The organism is Thermanaerothrix sp. (assembly GCA_026417795.1).
Lineage (GTDB): Bacteria > Synergistota > Synergistia > Synergistales > Synergistaceae > Thermanaerovibrio.
In genome coordinates this window covers 1-275 of the sequence record JAOACP010000123.1, presented here as the reverse complement: position 1 = coordinate 275, position 275 = coordinate 1, and the positions used below count along the sequence as shown (strand labels likewise).

1 protein-coding gene is annotated in these 275 nt (G+C 40.7%); it reads left to right on the top strand.

All coding sequences use genetic code 11. The features are described from left to right. Positions 1-2: 2 nt before the first annotated feature. On the top strand, positions 3-275 hold a 273-nt coding region (locus N2315_09545; GenBank protein MCX7829414.1), incomplete at its 3' end, for a hypothetical protein.

Sequence of the window (275 nt, the reverse complement as noted above, 5' to 3'; positions counted from 1 at the left end):
CCATGAGAAGAGACATACTCGAAGCCAAAGGTCTAGAAGACTACCTTAAGGAGTTTTTGTTTGAACTCATATCGCAAAAGGTGCAAGAGCTTTTAAAGGAGGAAGAGCCAGAACTTTGGGAACTTAAACCCTTGGAAGACTATCTTAGAGAGATTACAAACCACGAATTAGAAATACCAAAGGCGAGGGACAAAGAAGAGCTTATAAACCTTATATACGAGAAAGTCCTTGAACTTTTGGAAGCCAAAAAGTCTGAGCTGGGTGAGGAGGTATAC